Origin of the sequence: Pedobacter aquae (assembly GCF_008195825.1) — a bacterium.
GTDB classification, from domain to species: Bacteria; Bacteroidota; Bacteroidia; order Sphingobacteriales; family Sphingobacteriaceae; genus Pseudopedobacter; species Pseudopedobacter aquae.
In genome coordinates this window covers 3173102-3187873 of sequence record NZ_CP043329.1, presented here as the reverse complement: position 1 = coordinate 3187873, position 14772 = coordinate 3173102, and the positions used below count along the sequence as shown (strand labels likewise).

Genomic DNA, 14772 nt, shown 5'->3' with positions numbered 1-14772 from the left:
GCGCTATACTATTTCTAATATAGGAAATTATTGTAGGGATAAATTTTTTCATTTACCGCTTTCACTCTGTGGTAAATAACATCCCTTAACTCGTCTACATTTTCTTTGGCTGTTGCCGATATAAATACCGCCGGACTGCTATTTTTAGCCATCCAGCTATTTTTAAATTCTGCTAAACCCATGGTTGGTTTTTCTTCATCCTCTACTTCCCAATCTTGTTCTACTTCTATAGGGTTATAAGCATCAATTTTATTAAAAACCGTGATGGTTTCTTTATCAATAGCACCTAAATCTTTTAAAGTTTCATTTACGGTTTGCATATGATCTTCAAAATTTGGATGCGAAATATCTACCACATGCATTAAAATATCAGCCTCACGCACTTCATCTAAAGTAGATTTAAAACATTCTATTAAATGGTGTGGCAGTTTTCTGATGAAACCTACCGTATCTGACATTAAGAAAGGTACGTTCTCTAATACTACTTTTCTAACGGTGGTATCTAAAGTTGCAAATAGTTTGTTTTCTGCAAATACCTCAGATTTCGAAAGCATATTCATGATGGTAGATTTACCCACGTTGGTATAACCTACCAAGGCCACACGCACCAACTCTTTACGATTTTTACGTTGGGTTTCATTTTGCTTATCAATTTCTTTTAGGCGGTCTTTTAGTAAGGATATTTTTTCTTTAATCATCCTTCTATCGCTCTCTATCTGCGTTTCACCAGGACCACGCATACCAATACCACCTTTTTGTCTCTCTAAGTGGGTCCACATCCGCGTTAAGCGAGGTAATAAATATTGTAATTGAGCTAGTTCTACCTGGGTTTTAGCTTGAAAAGTTTGGGCTCTTCTGGCAAAAATATCTAAGATTAAGTTACTTCTATCAAGCACTTTAACTTTTAACTCGTTTTCTATGTTACGCAATTGCATCGGCGAAAGCTCATCATCAAAAACAACAATATCAATCTCTTCTGCCTTTAAATAAGTTTGTATCTCTTCTAGTTTACCTGTACCTACAAAAGTTGCCCTATCTGGCTTTTGCATTCTTTGGGTAAATACTTTTTCTGTTATCCCACCGGCTGTATCAACCAAAAAAGCAAGCTCTTCAAGGTATTCTTTTTGCTGCATTTCTGTGGTTCCGGGGGTAATTATACCCACTAAAACAGCTCTTTCGGGCTTTGGTGCGGTATCATAAAATTTCTTTCTTGCCATATTTTTTACAAAGATACAATAAGCAAGCCATTTCGAGGTATTTTAGGATTGCTAACACATAAACTGATATTTGAAGAGAAGCTAAAAACAAAGTCTAGCCCTTTAACTCAAGAAGGAATAGAAATTATTGCTTAAATTTGGGTTACAGTGTTTTAATATTATAATAGGTAATAAAAATTTGTACAAAAAGTAACTTACGATGACAAGTTTAACCTTATATGCCAAACTAGAAACTTTGTCTCCAGAATTAAAATCTGAGGCGAATGATTTTATTGATTTCTTAATTGAAAAAATAAGAAAAAAAACAAGGAAAGTATAGTTCCTAAATTCGGAGAATTAAAAGGTAAAATCAAGATTTCAAATGATTTTGATGCCCCAATTGATGATTTTAAAGAGTATATGTAATGTCTTACTTACTAGATAAACATACCTTTTTATGGTTCTTACAGTGGCAGCGAAGAGCTGTCTATAAAAGCTAAAGCCATAATAGAAGACACCAATCAACTTAAATACATTAGCATTGCTTCATTCTGGGAAATTTCTATAAAAATAAGTCTCAAAAAATTGGAACTTGGCGTTCCTTCTAAAGAGCTGCTGATACAGGCCATAAAAACCGGATTTGAAATTCTACCATTAACTTTTGAACATACTACTGGAATTCTAGATTTAGAACTCTGCCATAGAGACCCATTTGATAGAATACTTATTTCGCAAGCAATCTCAGAAAATCTAAAAATTATTACCAGAGATACTCAATTTGAAAAATATCCAATTTCAATAATTTGGTAGTAAAAACATCTATTAACCATAATAAAAAAACAAAGTCTCCTTTTAATAAAGAAGACCTTGTTCATATTTGAGATGTTTAACTATTCCCTCTGGTAGGATGCGGAACTATAGAAGACAAATCTTTTATTTTTACGGGCATTCCAGTATCTATACTTTTTCTGGCCGCTACACCTGTTAGGCAAGACATAGCGCCATCTCTACTTCCGGCCGCTTGCTTAAATGGGTCTGCTCCTGGGTTAAAGAGTTGTTTTCTTAGACGGATATCTCCACCGCCATGTCCCGCTTCGGTATTATCTATTCTAATGTATGCTGTTTCACCAAAGTTTTTGGTGATTTGTATTTCGTCATATTTTTCTTTTGGCCAAGGCTGACTTTCGTGTATCCAAGTATCAATTTTTCCTTTTGTGCCGTTAAATGATATTCGGTAACCTTCATAAGGAGAATAAGCAGTTAAAGAATAACTCACCTGTACATTATTTGCATATTTAATTTGTACAGCCATTTTATCAAAAATGTCTATATCTTCTCTAAAAACGCAACCATCTCTTAAGTAGCCATCGTACTTTTCATTTTCGGCATAGAGTTTCATTAAACGGTCGTTTTTAGTCATATCAAAATAAAACTTACACTCGTTTTTATGCGGACAAGGTCTGCAATTGCTAGACCTAAACGGACCATTTTTACCATAAAACTCTAAAGAACCGTAAGCAAAAACCTCTACCGGGTCTGAGTTTAGCCACCAGTTTAATAAATCAAAATGATGGGTAGATTTATGTACCAATAAAGAGCCTCCAAATTCTCTTTTACGATGCCATCTTCTAAAATAATCTGCCCCATGGGAAGTATCTAAATACCAATGAAAATCTACTGAGGTAACTTTACCAATTTCTCCTTTATTGATGAGCTCGTATATTTTCTGACGATGAGGCGAGTAGCGATAGTTAAAAGTTACATGAACCTTTTTACCTGTTCTCTTCTCGGCATCTAAAATGATTTGGCATTTATCTTCATCGGTTGTCATGGGCTTTTCTGTAATAATATCCGCTCCAGCTTCTAATCCTTTCACAATTTGCTCATGATGGGTGCTATCCATCGTGGTAACAATTAAAATATCGGGCTTGGTTTCTTGTAGCATTTTATCCAGATTGGTATAGGTTGGACAGCTCAAATCCATTAATTGTTGTGCTGTTTTAACCCTACCCGGGTTGATATCGCATAAGCCAACATATTCTACCGAATCCTTAAATTCTTTGATGACTGAAGTACCCCACATACTAATGCCTCTAACACCGGTACCAACTAAGGCAACCTTTTTTTTAGGTGCATTTAAAGTGCTTGCCAATAAAGTATCGGCTATTAAAGTTGCGGCCATAGCAGAGCCAGTTTGACGAATAAATTTTCTGCGATGCATGTTTAATATAGTTTTTGGTTATTTGAATTTAAGGATTAATATTTCTAAAAAATCAACAGCCGAGATGAAAATCTATGCAATCGTTGCCGGAGATGTGGATTTCTGTTCAAGATTACATTTAAAAACATAAAAAACTCTTATAGATATCATATCTTATATAAATAATAATTAATGAATTAGATTAGCCAAATTTGCACTGTTTTACAAATTCATAAGCATCATGAAAAAAATAACTATCGCAAAAGGAGACGGAATTGGCCCAGAGATTATGGATGCCACACTTAAAATTATAATGGCTGCTGGTGCCCGTATTGAGGTTGAGGAAATTCTTATTGGTGAACAAGTTTATCTTTCAGGGAATACTTCGGGTATTTCTTCAGCATCTTGGGATATCGTACGTACAAACAAGGTTTTTTTAAAAGCGCCAATTACTACTCCGCAAGGTGGTGGCTACAAAAGCTTAAACGTTAGTACCAGAAAATTTTTAGGATTATATGCAAACGTACGCCCTTGTGTAAGTTTACATCCCTTTGTAAGTACCAAACACCCTAAAATGGATTTGGTTATCATCAGAGAGAACGAAGAGGATTTATATGCAGGTATAGAGCATCAACAAACAGATGAAGTTGTACAATGCTTAAAGCTGATAAGCAGACCAGGATGTGAGAAAATTATTCGTTACGCTTTTGAATATGCAAAACAACAAAATAGAAAGAAAGTAACTTGCTTTTCTAAAGACAATATCATGAAACAAACTGATGGATTATTTCATCAAGTGTTTAATGAAATAGCTGCTGAATATCCAGAAATTAAAAACGAACACTGGATTGTTGATATTGGCGCCGCTAAAGTTGCAGATTCTCCTGAAGATTTTGATGTGATAGTGATGCAAAACCTTTATGGTGACATTATATCAGACATTGCAGCACAAATAACAGGCTCTGTAGGTTTAGCAGGTTCATCTAACATAGGCGAAGAATGCGCTATGTTTGAAGCCATACATGGTACAGCTCCAGATATTAAAGGTAAAAACATTGCAAATCCATCGGGCTTATTACAAGGTGCCGTGATGATGTTGAACCATATTGGGCAAACAGATGTTGCCGAGAAAGTACATAATGCTTGGTTAAAAACTATTGAAGAAGGCACACATACGCCAGATATTTATGTAGAAGGGGTGAGCAAGAAAAAAGTAGGAACTAAAGAGTTTGCGGATGCTGTAATAGAAAATTTAGAGCAAAAGCCTAAGGTATTCAACCCGGTTAATTATGCCAATAGTTCGGCTTTAAGCCTACCAAAATATCAGCGAAGAACGCCTGCAAAAAAAGAACTTGTTGGAGTTGATGTTTTTGTAGACTGGAAAGGTCTTAACCCTGATGAATTAGCCGCTAAACTTAAACAGCTAGAAAATGAGCAGGTTTATTTGAAGATGATTACCAACAGAGGTATTAAAGTATGGCCAGAAGGTTTTAAAGAAACCTTTTGTACAGACCATTGGAGATGCAGATTTCAAAGCCAAAAAGATAGCTTAAACAATAAAGAAATTGTTGAGCTTTTAGCAAGAGCTATTGCGCATGATATTGAAGTTATCAAAACAGAAAACCTTTACCACTTTGATGGCAAAGCAGGATTCTCATTAGGACAAGGACAGTAAAATTAACTGTTTTTTGTAAACCAAAAAGCCTCTGTAGTTATTATGGAGGCTTTTTTTAAAATCGATCAACGCCTTATAACTATTTAACCAAGGGCATATACTTCTCCCTATACTCAAATAATAACCAAATATTTACAGCAAAAAAAGCTATGGCTATGGGTAAACCCGATGGTTCATTAAAAATATGCGTAAGTAAAATACCAACTGTAATGGGTAATACCATAATAGCTGCTAAAGCTCTAAACCTAGGGATGATGATTAGAACACCACCAATAATTTCTACTACAGCAACCAAGGGCATTAGCCAAACTATGGTTGTGTAAGCAGCAATGAGTTTTACCATGGCCTCTGGCATATCTTCTGGCATAGGCATATAGTTAAAAAACTTATTAAGTCCAGCGTTAATAAACATAAGTCCAAAAAGAAGACTTAAAACAAATAGAATTTTACTTTTCATGATAATGGGTTTACTTGGTTTAGATTTCCTTTTTTCAATACTACTATCTAAATATATTAAATATTAGCGCCAACGTAAAGAACAAATTACAATGAAATACTGAAACATTTGCAACTGTTTTAAACGTAGATGGTTAATATTGTCTAAAACACATACACATGAACAGCAGAGAAAGGGTTATTTTATTATTACTTGCGGCTTTAAACTTCACTCATATTCTTGATTTCATGATTATGATGCCTTTAGGCAACTACCTGATGCCGTATTTTAATATTTCTTCTCAGCAATTCTCTATGTTGGTTGCCGCTTATACTTTTAGCGCTGGCATATCAGGCTTTTTAGCTGCTTTTTTTGTTGATAAATATGACCGGAAGCAGGTTTTGATTTTAGCATATATCGGGTTTTTAATAGGTACTTTTTGTTGTGCAATATCTCCAACTTATAGTTTATTATTAATTTCTAGGGTTGTTGCAGGCATATTTGGCGGCTTAATAGGCGCTCAAGTTTTATCTATCGTGGCAGATTTAATCCCTTATGAAAGAAGAGGAACCGCTATGGGTGTTATTATGGCCGCTTTCTCAGTAGCATCGGTTTTTGGCGTTCCGTTTTCTTTGTACTTGGCCAACATTTTCAACTGGCATGGGCCTTTCTTCTTTGTTGCAGGTTTGGGCATCATACTGATACCATTTTTAATGAAGTATCTGCCTAAAATGGACACGCATATTAAACTTGCTGGAGGAGAAAAAGTTAGTCCTTTAAGGTTGATAAAAGATATTGCTCAAGATAAAAACCAAATGTTGGCTCTTGCATTATCTGCAACTATTATGCTGGGCCATTTTATGATTATCCCATTTTTAAACCCTTTTATGGAGTTCAATAAAGGCTTCAGCAAAGTACAAACCCCCATGATTTATATGGTAGGAGGTGCTTTAACACTAGTAAGCTCTCCTTTTTTGGGTAAGCTAGCAGATAAAATTGGCAAGCATAGGTTATTTATCATGATGGCTTTAATTACCACCATACCTATTGCTTTGGTTACCAATCTTCCAGATTTTCCATTTTACCAAGTTTTATGTATCACAGGATTTTGGTTTGTGGTGTCTACGGGGCGCATGATACCTGCACAAGCTATGGTAAGTAATGTGGTAAGTAGCGAGAGAAGAGGAAGCTTCATGAGCATTAACTCATCGGTACAACAAATTTTTGTGGGTTTAGCATCAGTTATATCGGGTTTAATTGTAGTTAAAAGAGCCGATAATGTTATCTTAAACTATGATATAACAGGTTATATAAGTATCGCCATAACTTTAATAAGCATCTATTTTGTATCTAAACTACATGTAAGAACTAAAAAAAATCAATAGCGTCCTAAACGAATAAAAAAAGAGAAAGGAAAGTTTTAACTCATCGTTACCTTTGAGGTGCAAAAAAACAAACCCTTTCTCAATGGTAAATGTAACACTATTCTCCCAAATCATATCAAAACTTGAGCGTTCAAAGTTCAACAAACTGGTATCTACATCTCAGAGCGACAAACATAATAAAGGTTATACAAGCTGGACACATCTAGTATCGATGTTGTTCTGCCAGTTTGCCAAAAGCCAATCGGTACGTGATATTAGTAACGGTCTTCGTTCAGCTACTGGCAACCTCAATCATTTAGGTATTCAAAAAGCTCCATCTAAATCTAGTGTAAGCTATCAGAACAAGCACAGGGACTATAACATCTTCAAGTCCTATTATTTCATACTGTTAGAAAGTTTGGGACAGCAGGCAGGCTTTAAACAAATAAAGTTCAGGATTAAGTCCAAAATCTTCCTGTTAGACTCCACTACTATCAGTCTGTGTCTTTCTCTATTTGATTGGGCCAGGTACAAAACAGCTAAAGGAGCGGTTAAACTGCATACTCTGCTTGATTATGATGGCAATCTACCAGCATATGTCAATATTACCAACGGCAAAACTGCGGATAACAAAGGAGCTTATGATGTGCCTTTACACAAAGGAAGTGTTATTGTTGCAGACCGATTCTATAATGACTTTGCCCTGCTGAATGTTTGGGACAGCAACGGCGTATTTTTTGTGATCAGACATAAAGAAAACCTCCAATATACTACAGTTAAGGAAAATATATTGCCGGAGAACAGGCATAAGAATATCCTGATTGACGAGATTATTGAGCTTAAAACCGCAAAATCAAAGGACAGCTATCCCAAAAACTTAAGAAGAGTGGCTGTTTGGGATGATAAAAATGAACAAACTATAGAAATTATTACCAATCAAATGTATTGGACAGCAAACACCATCAGTGAGCTTTATAAAAGCAGATGGCAGATTGAAATCTTTTTTAGAGAGATAAAACAGAACCTGCATATCAAATCATTTATCGGAACCACAGAAAATGCCGTGATGATACAGATATGGACAGCGCTAATTACCATCCTCATCCTTAAAGCACTTAAAGCAATGGCTAAATATGGATGGCAGCTCTCCAACCTTATCGCATTTATCAGACTTAACATATTTGTGAAAATAAATCTACAGAATTGGCTCGATAGGCCTTTTGAAGAACCCGATGAGCTAAAAGATAAACAAGTTATTCAAGGGGTTCTTTTCTGAAATCTATTTTTATCTCATAAATTTTAAGCTATTGCGTTACTTTTGATGTTTTCATAAACGTTTAGGACAGTATTGAAAAAAAATCATAAATCATAAAAGGGCAGCTATAAAAATGCTGCCCTTTTATTGAAATAGAAAATTTATTTAAGGTATCTGTTCTACTCTAATAGAAGAAATTCTATCGTTAAAAGTAGAATTTAAGCAACTTTGACTTGAAGTATAACTTGCTGTAGTACCAGCAAAATTATTATCAGTGTAAACCCTTACTCTTAAACCAGCAGGTACTACAATAGATGATGCATCATCATTAACAAAACCTAAAGCCTGTAATTGAGATAAAGTATAATCACCAACACTTAAACTAGCGCTCCATCCTGTGTAATTGCATCCTTGACGTACTGTTACTTTTGGTATTTCCCAATATCTAACATTAGACCATGTAACAACAGAATTTGTTTCATTAGCATCTTCATCTTCTCTACCATAATTACCATATTTCATGTAATTAGTTCCATCGCCATTAGTAGGTTTTTGGTTTTCTTCACATGAATATACTTGATTACCATCCACATATATGACTATACGTCCCGGTCTTGATGCAATCTCTTGAAAGTGTACTACATTTATTTTTGTTGGTGTTGATTTAGCTAATAAACCTGTAGCTATAGTACGATTACCAACCTCGTTTGTTACACCATTTGGCACAACTCTTAATTGTCCTCCATTTACAGATCCATCACCTCTAATTTGTAATAAAGTAGCTCTTTGACTTCCATTTATTACAATACCACCCCATATTTGAAAAACTGCATTACTAGCAAAAACGCTACTGTTAATAGTAATATCACCTTCAAATTGGCGTATATCTCCTACATCGTAATTATCCTGAATTCTAATTTCTGAGCGGTTACCTGGGGCCTTATGTAAGGTAAAAGTATGTCTTTTGTTATTACTAGCGCTGTAAGTATAGCTTGCAACATTATTAGAGCCATAAGAACTTCCTGATGTGCTTTCGGCAGCATTTAAATACCACGCGGCCCCAGCATTCCAAGATCTTGTCTTTAGGCCGTTCCCTTCAAAATTTTCTAAATGCACTCTTTGGTTAGCTTCTACGGTAGAGGTTAGTTCTGACCAACCAGAACCACTTTCTGCCGCTGCTACAGCAATTGCATTTTTACTTCCTGCATTTGCACTTAATGTTTCTACAGATGTTTCTTTCGCATCTTTTTTACAGGCTACAACTAGGGTAGATACTGCAACTATCGTTAATAAAGAAGCTTTTTTATTGAAAAGCTTAGGATAGAATTTAAATTATTTTTCATGTTAATTTCGTATGGTTTTTATTGTTTAATTGGAGTTTTGTTAAATTAGATTATTTGTCATTTAGATATATTTTCCAGCCTCCTTTCTTCCCCTTTTTCAAGAGGACTTTTAGTTTAAAATATGAGTATTATTTGTGTTACAATTGGTTATACTAATATCTGTTTTTGCTTGACTATCAAGCAATAGCCTAAAAATCAAAATACAGCATGAGAAAGAAAAAGCTAAGGGAGATATTAAAAGAAAAGAAATTATCTATCGTAAAAAATGATAATAACCAACAATTAGATTATGTAAAGGCTTAAATTGTTAATTTTATTTCTTTAAATAACCATAAAACGTTTGCGTAAAATTGTCTCTAAATTACCTGTTTACCAGAATCTTGTGGGTTGTAACACTTTGTATTTATTGTTAAGTGTTAGTCCAATCATAATTTCTTGAGTACCTTTTGAGACAGAATTTAGTGGAGAAGTGGTAATATCATAAGCATAACTGATGTTTACCAAAGAAGATATATTAAAGCCTAACATCCCAGAAAAGGCGTCGTCTTTTCTGTAACTACCACCAAGCCATAATTTATCTTTAAAAGTGAACTTTACATTATAGTCTAGTGTGGGCTTTAGAGGTGTTAGCCATTTTAACATGACAGAAGGTATAAAGGTATAATAATCATCAAACCAAAATTTATAACCCGCGGTTACAAAATAATGAGGCACAGTGATTGCCTCTTTATAAGTATTATCATCATTAAAAACAATGCTTTGAGGCAGTACCTGCTGTATAGATGCACCAGCAAAATAAGTGGGCGAATAAAGCCAAACACCAACATTAACATCAGGTTTAAGTCTACTTACTTGGCCGTTTCCTAAAGCTTGGTCTGCCACTTCGCCCGGTTTTAAATCATCAAAATTGATATTGCTGTTAGATAAACCTACACTTACGCCAACGGCTAAATTTACATGCGTTGATAAACCTAAATGATAAGCGTAATTGATGTTAAAATTACTTTGTTTTAGTGCACCTGCCTTATCTGTAGCTGCAACAAAGCCTAAACCATGGTGCGGTGCCGATGTCATATACTCGTACTGGTACCTATAAACATAAAAGCTCTCGCCCGTCATATCAAAAGAAGTAGGTGTTACCCTTTCATCTTTCTTGCCTAGCGGGAAATGTACACTTAGGTAGCTGCTTTCTGGGGCGTCTTGTAAACCAGCCCATTGTTTACGGTTGGCAAATTTTACATCAACATAATTTTCTATGCCTGTTACTGCCGGGTTAATGATATAATTATTAAGAATATACTGCGTATACTGAGGTTTTTGCTGGGCATTAGCAAGACCATTACTCATCATAACGAGCAAAATAAAAATCCAATATCTTCTTCTTTTTCCCTGCACTACCTCACAATCATAACCGACCCAGAATATTTTAAATTTCGTTCTTCAATATTGATGATGTAATAATAAGCACCAACTGGTAAATCTTCCCCATTAAATCTACCATCCCAAGCTTGGCTGTAATTATTACTTTGATAAACAACTTTTCCGTATCTATTGTAAACATTTACCTGTACAGAAGGATAACTGTCTAAGTATTTAATTTCCCATCTATCGTTTGTACCATCCCCATTAGGGGTAAATACATTAGGAATTTCTGGTTTTTGTAAAACTTTAATAAATACTTCATCTGTGGCAACACAGCCCGAGGCGCTATTAACCGTTAAGGTATAAGTAATATCATCTGTAGGATTAGCAATAGGGTTTAATGCAGAAGGATTACTAAGACCCGTAGCCGGAGACCAGCTATATGTTAAACCATCCCCAGATGCAAGAGCATTTAAAACCGCATTACCACCAATTAATATAGTTTGGTTTTCGCCTGCGCTGATGATAGGCGTTGGATTAACTTTTATGCTCTGGCTTAAAACTTCTACACAAGCATTAGTCCCTGTAAAAGTATAAGTGATTTGATGTTCGCCAGGACCAGCCGATGATGGTGAAAACATTCCATCAGGACTAACGCCTCTTCCTGTAAAAGTTGCGCTACCCGCAAAACCACTATTTTCTTTTGCTTGAGTAATGCTAAAATCAGCTTGCTCTTGGCAAACTTCTGGCATAGGTGTAAAAGAAATTTGAGGAACCGCTTTAAGCGTAATATTCATGATTTTCTCGGATACACAAGTTCCAGAATAAGTTTTAAGCTTAACAGTTATATTTTTTGTAAGCGGACTATGAAATACCGGATAACTAAAACTATACTCAGCCCCTGAGGCTGGCACATTTACAACTCGATAGTAGTTTGGATTATTAATTTCTGTAGATTCATTAAAGAACCATTCTATCTTTGTGATATTCCCAAAACTGATAGCAGATAAATCTTTAAATACCACAGGCTGGTTACTACACAAATTATTACTGTTGATGACTTCAAAATTTACATCGGGTATGGCAGCTATCACATTAAAAGTTAAAGTGTCTGATTTGCTACAACCATTAAAAGTTGCTGTTAAGATTACCGGATAATTACCAGCCGCTGCATACTGGTGAGTAGGATTTTTTTGTGTTGATGTATTTCCATCTCCAAAATTCCATACATAACTTATAGCCGGATCATCTACTCCGTTAATAGTAGTATTATTGGTAAAGGCAGCTTTACCTTGAGGCAAACAAGTTGGCGGGAGTATAAAATTTACTTGTGGAATCGCTTTAAGCGTGATGATTTTATCCAAATAACCAGAGCAAGAGATGCCAGAATAAACCACCATCCTTACCTTAACTTGCTTGGTTAACGGAGCATAAAATATGGGGTAAGTATAGCTGTATTTCCTTTTCTCGGCAGTATTTCTTAAAGCGGGTGTTTCATCAACAAATTTTAAAGATGGGTTTTGATCATAATCCCAATACCATTCTATTTTTGTGATTTCGCCAAAATCTACCAGCGCTACATCTTCAAAAACAACGGCTTGGTTAATACATAAAGCGGCATCATTTAAAACATTAAATCTGGGTACAGGAGTACTACCATTTACAGTAAAATCTTTTTCTAAAACAGTTTGGCAGCCTGTAACTAATGAAGTAGCTGTTAATTTTACTCTGTAAACACCTTGTGCGCTATAACTATGCGTTCCGTCTTTTTGTACCGATGTATTGAAAGAGCCAGAGGCCGGGTCGCCAAAATCCCAAGCATAAGACATATTGCTATTGTCGGCAATGGTACTTGTATTGATAAAAGTTGCTAAAGCATCACTTAAACAAAAATCTGGCGTAATAAAATCTACAATCGGTAAAGGGTTAATCTTGACAACTTTACTGATAGCTTTTATACAAGCATTATCTGTAGTAACAGTTAGTGTTACCGTAAAATCTCCAACAGTAGTAAACACATGTTTGGGGTTTTGTAAGGTAGAGGTATTACCATCACCAAAATTCCATAACCATGAAGTTATAGTTTGCTCTGTTGCTGTAGAAATATCAGAAAACTGAATTTCTTTATTTACACATGTTGTGCTAGAAAAATTAAAATCGGGGTTAGGAAATGCTTTTATATGGATGGTATCTTTAAAAATAGTAGACCAACAGCCCTTATCTATAGCTACAGATAGCGAAACAATTTTATCTCCTGGTGTGGTATAAGCATGATTTGGATTTTGCAAAGTTGAGATATTGCCATCGCCAAAATCCCAAAGCCATTTGTTTACAGGATTCCCCTTGCCATCGCTTATAGGCGTAAAAGCAATAGGAGATTCTGGACAAAGCTTATTATTATAAGTAAAAGATGCCGTTGGCGGATTAAAGACTTCAAATTCGGTTAATATTTCTTCTTCTGCATTGCAGCTGGCTGGAGCTGGGTTTAATACTATGGCTTTTAAATTATACATCCCACTAGCATTAATTTCACTAGCAGCTATTTCGTAATCATAAAAATAACTGGTTATACCGTTTACCACCTCTGTTTGCGATGCTGCTATTGGGTTTATGGTATCTCTTTTTTGACCGTTTTTTAAATCCCAAATAATCCTGTTGGTTGGATAGGGAAGTTTTAACTTAACATAATAATTTTCCCCAATACATAAATTAGATGTTGAATTTGTACTTCCCGGAGGGAAAAAAGAAATATTAGCATTTAAATTTTTTAAATCAGAGCCGGCTAAATAGGCGTAAGATTCCACATTTCCATAACCATAGGCGATAGCAACAAAGCCCCCATTACAAACAATCCGGTGTGCCGGATTTGTAGCAGAAGAAGCTGTAACATCTACTGTTATATAACTATACTCGCTATCAATAGCAACAAAGTTACCAGGAGGTACAGCGCCGTCTACCCTTAAACTTGGTATATCTACTGTTTTAAGAATGATATTTAAATAATGAGCTATAATATTTGTTGGGGCAACTACTGGTACACTTACAGCAGAATATAGGGTAACATCAGATAGCGTTTGCTCTATCGGGTTTAAAATCGTCATTTCTGGATCACCTGGAAACCTTAATGTACCGATATTATTAGGATTGCATACTTGGGTTACTTGTAACTGCGCTAAACTTATAGGTTTAGAGCCTTTAATTACAAATGGTATGCTTCCGTAAAAAGTAATGATACTGCCCTTTGAATAAGGATTTTGAAGAACTGTATTACCTGCTTGTGTGGTTGAACCATTCACAGAAATTTGAGTATCATCCTCATTTACATAAATTCTAATGATATCTTGTGCGCCATTCTGCGCATTATAAAATGGTGCGGTAACATAATTTTTGCCCCAAGCCGATATAGGGAAGAGCTGCTGATAGAGATTATCACCTGAAAGGTTTGAACTCGCAGAAGTACTGCAGAAACCGTTTTGAGTACTTCCAGAAAAAACAGCTAAAGGCTTACAATTACCAATAGTTTTAATCCTTACACCAGTTACATCGGTTGTGGATTGGTACTGATAAACATCTCCTTTATCTAATCTTATTTGAAATGTAGTTGTACCAATCCTAGGACTATTATAAATAGTAGCAACAGGCGAAATTTCTACTTGTGTACTATCCTCAACAGCCACTAAAGTAAATTGCGAAACTCTAAAATTATTGGCGTTATTAGCTATTTGATCATAAGCCATAGCAATATACTCATTACCTAATGCCTTTGTAGGTAAAACCAATGTTGCCGCAGACCTAGCACTTCTAGAAATATGCGAATATAAAACTATAGGAACATCAGATGTTACATGTATCCCTCTGTCTTGATAAATAATATCTGAGCCCCCAACATACGTATTATAGGTATTAGGATTGATATAAACCGGAACAGCTTGGTTAGCCAA

10 protein-coding genes and 1 pseudogene are annotated in these 14772 nt (G+C 35.3%); 5 read left to right on the top strand and 6 right to left on the bottom strand.

What is annotated here, in order from left to right; all coding sequences use genetic code 11:
• Nucleotides 1-14 precede the first annotated feature (14 nt).
• Nucleotides 15-1217, bottom strand: a complete 1203-nt coding sequence (gene hflX / locus FYC62_RS14020; RefSeq protein WP_149075388.1) for a GTPase HflX — start codon at nucleotides 1215-1217, stop codon at nucleotides 15-17.
• Nucleotides 1218-1416: 199 nt separating this feature from the next.
• On the opposite strand from hflX, the pseudogene vapB reads away from it, so the two are divergent.
• Nucleotides 1417-1622 (top strand): annotated as a pseudogene (vapB, locus tag FYC62_RS18200) (type II toxin-antitoxin system VapB family antitoxin).
• Nucleotides 1623-1637: 15 nt separating this feature from the next.
• Nucleotides 1638-2006, top strand: coding sequence for a type II toxin-antitoxin system VapC family toxin (locus tag FYC62_RS14005; RefSeq protein ID WP_149075386.1), 369 nt, complete (start codon nucleotides 1638-1640; stop codon nucleotides 2004-2006).
• 76 nt (nucleotides 2007-2082) lie between these two features.
• Here the strand turns inward: FYC62_RS14005 and FYC62_RS14000 are convergent, their stop codons facing one another.
• Nucleotides 2083-3417 carry a Gfo/Idh/MocA family protein gene (locus FYC62_RS14000; RefSeq protein ID WP_149075385.1) on the bottom strand — a complete coding sequence of 445 codons (1335 nt, stop codon included), beginning with the start codon at nucleotides 3415-3417 and terminating at the stop codon, nucleotides 2083-2085.
• 220 nt (nucleotides 3418-3637) lie between these two features.
• Here FYC62_RS14000 and FYC62_RS13995 point away from each other — a divergent pair, with 220 nt between their 5' ends.
• Complete coding sequence (locus FYC62_RS13995; protein ID WP_149075384.1) at nucleotides 3638-5071, top strand: NADP-dependent isocitrate dehydrogenase; 1434 nt, start codon at nucleotides 3638-3640, stop codon at nucleotides 5069-5071.
• Between the two features lie 79 nt (nucleotides 5072-5150).
• Here the strand turns inward: FYC62_RS13995 and FYC62_RS13990 are convergent, their stop codons facing one another.
• Nucleotides 5151-5528, bottom strand: coding sequence for a DoxX family protein (locus FYC62_RS13990; protein WP_149075383.1), 378 nt, complete (start codon nucleotides 5526-5528; stop codon nucleotides 5151-5153).
• A gap of 158 nt (nucleotides 5529-5686) precedes the next feature.
• Between FYC62_RS13990 and FYC62_RS13985 the strand changes: the two genes are divergently transcribed.
• Both FYC62_RS13985 and FYC62_RS13980 read left to right on the top strand, forming a co-directional pair.
• Nucleotides 5687-6892, top strand: coding sequence for an MFS transporter (locus FYC62_RS13985; RefSeq protein ID WP_149075382.1), 1206 nt, complete (start codon nucleotides 5687-5689; stop codon nucleotides 6890-6892).
• An 82-nt stretch (nucleotides 6893-6974) separates the two neighbouring features.
• On the top strand, nucleotides 6975-8147 hold the full coding sequence (locus FYC62_RS13980) for an IS4 family transposase (protein ID WP_149073853.1): 1173 nt from the start codon (nucleotides 6975-6977) through the stop codon (nucleotides 8145-8147).
• A 144-nt stretch (nucleotides 8148-8291) separates the two neighbouring features.
• Here FYC62_RS13980 and FYC62_RS13975 read toward each other — a convergent pair whose 3' ends face one another.
• From FYC62_RS13975 to FYC62_RS13965, 3 genes are all read right to left on the bottom strand, one after another.
• On the bottom strand, nucleotides 8292-9242 hold the full coding sequence (locus tag FYC62_RS13975) for a peptidase inhibitor family I36 protein (RefSeq protein ID WP_149075381.1): 951 nt from the start codon (nucleotides 9240-9242) through the stop codon (nucleotides 8292-8294).
• 596 nt (nucleotides 9243-9838) lie between these two features.
• On the bottom strand, nucleotides 9839-10864 hold the full coding sequence (locus FYC62_RS13970) for a PorP/SprF family type IX secretion system membrane protein (RefSeq protein WP_262713569.1): 1026 nt from the start codon (nucleotides 10862-10864) through the stop codon (nucleotides 9839-9841).
• Nucleotides 10864-14772: a PKD domain-containing protein gene (locus FYC62_RS13965; RefSeq protein ID WP_149075379.1), complete on the bottom strand. Its 3909-nt coding sequence runs from the start codon at nucleotides 14770-14772 to the stop codon at nucleotides 10864-10866. The genes FYC62_RS13970 and FYC62_RS13965 overlap by 1 nt, the downstream gene beginning before the upstream one ends.

Excerpts from the sequence above, each read along its gene's own strand:
- FYC62_RS14000 (WP_149075385.1), bottom strand. The coding sequence starts at position 3,417 with ATGCATCGCAGAAAATTTATTCGTCAAACTGGCTCTGCTATGGCCGCA.
- FYC62_RS13990 (WP_149075383.1), bottom strand. The coding sequence starts at position 5,528 with ATGAAAAGTAAAATTCTATTTGTTTTAAGTCTTCTTTTTGGACTTATG.
- FYC62_RS13985 (WP_149075382.1), top strand. The coding sequence starts at position 5,687 with ATGAACAGCAGAGAAAGGGTTATTTTATTATTACTTGCGGCTTTAAAC.
- FYC62_RS13995 (WP_149075384.1), top strand. The coding sequence starts at position 3,638 with ATGAAAAAAATAACTATCGCAAAAGGAGACGGAATTGGCCCAGAGATT.
- FYC62_RS13980 (WP_149073853.1), top strand. The coding sequence starts at position 6,975 with ATGGTAAATGTAACACTATTCTCCCAAATCATATCAAAACTTGAGCGT.
- hflX (WP_149075388.1), bottom strand. The coding sequence starts at position 1,217 with ATGGCAAGAAAGAAATTTTATGATACCGCACCAAAGCCCGAAAGAGCT.